Source organism: Bacillus cereus group sp. BfR-BA-01331 (genome assembly GCF_022663915.1).
GTDB classification, from domain to species: domain Bacteria; phylum Bacillota; class Bacilli; order Bacillales; family Bacillaceae_G; genus Bacillus_A; species Bacillus_A mycoides.
This window is the reverse complement of sequence record NZ_JAKUGJ010000111.1, coordinates 1-1434: the sequence shown is the minus strand read 5'-3', so window position 1 is coordinate 1434 and position 1434 is coordinate 1. Positions and strand designations below refer to the sequence as shown.

Genomic DNA, 1434 nt, shown 5'->3' with positions numbered 1-1434 from the left:
CGGGCACCAATAAACGGGACGTTCCACCGGTGCCTGTTCTATTTCTTTTTTCTTTGCTTCTTCTATTAGCATGTTCTTTCTGACTTTGCGAACTACAAAAAACATATAACAAAATAAAGCGATAAAAATCGTTGTAAACATGATTTTCTCCTCTCGGTTATGCAAATAAATCGAACTCAAACTGTCCTTCGATTACTTTGCTTTTTCGTTTCCCTTTCTTTTTAGCAGTATCCACTTCAACAATCACTTCATCCCAGAATGCAATATCTTGTTTTTGAACCAGCATACACTTATCTGTATTCAGCGTTGTTAATGTACGAATGATACCTTCTACTTCCCCATCTATTTCAAGTGTACGTTTCCTCACTTGAACACCAGGTACTTTCCCTTGCTGAATAAATTCAACAGCCTTTTGTACAAATTTGGCATCTTTCATAAATGCAACATCCATTGTTCCTGGTAATTTCTCCACCCAGTTCGTAAATTGAATTTCAATCGATTCAAACACAGGTGTAATCACATTACCGATATTTGCAAGAACTCGTTTCGATTCTTCTGATGCCGCTTTTGTCCATTCTTCTGTTGAGCCTTTTAATTGGTTCCCACTCTTAATGTTTTGAATTAATAAAGTCTGTAAATCCCCTGTGTCGCCGAGCATTGCATTTAAACCATCACTTGTCGCATCACCATTCATTGCTTCAGAAGCTTTATTCTTCTGAGCTATCAACTGTGCCATTTGCGCTTGGAAAGTCTCTCGATATCCAAGGTAGAATGTTCTACATTGATTGGTTTGACCAATACGCCAATGTCTTCTTGCTGCCTGATTTAATGTGAATAAGCTGAATGATAATTGATAAAAAATTAGCGTCGGTGTTGCAAGCAAATCGAGGCCAACCTTCACAAGTTCTTGTGAACAGATGATAACATTTACACCGTTATTAACTTGCTCTTTTAGCCATTCACTACGTTTTGGCGGTGTAACTGTATTGGTACGGAGAATAGCTACTTTCGCACCAGATACTTGCTCTGCAACCTTCTGTAAACGAGGCTGAATGTCTCGCTCTTTCACTGTAGATCCTGTATCAGATACATAAATGATAGTTGGACGACTTTCAGAGACTTCAGTATGCAATATTTCTTGCAATTTCTTCTCCTTCGGCTGCATACAATCCTCATCGAATCTATATTCTGCATTAGACCAAACAACATTTTTTTCATTCCCATCTAAGTAATAGTTAGGATAACGATTCATGTTATCTGGGTATGCATTTACTGTACGAATATAAGAAAGCCACAATTTGCCGACATCTGGTGTACCTTTCGCTGCCTCAATTGCTTTTTCAAATGACTCTTTCATATGCTCATAGGCTTGTTTTTGCTCTTCAGACATATCAACAAGAATCGTAGGTACATTGATTAGCTCAACTGGATTTG

1 protein-coding gene and 1 pseudogene are annotated in these 1434 nt (G+C 38.0%); both read right to left on the bottom strand.

What is annotated here, in order from left to right:
* Nucleotides 1-141: pseudogene (locus MR155_RS31115) on the bottom strand (transposase); the annotation flags it as partial.
* Between the two features lie 16 nt (nt 142-157).
* A partial coding sequence (locus tag MR155_RS31110) for a helicase-related protein (RefSeq protein ID WP_396027189.1) occupies nt 158-1434 on the bottom strand: 1277 nt, incomplete at its 5' end.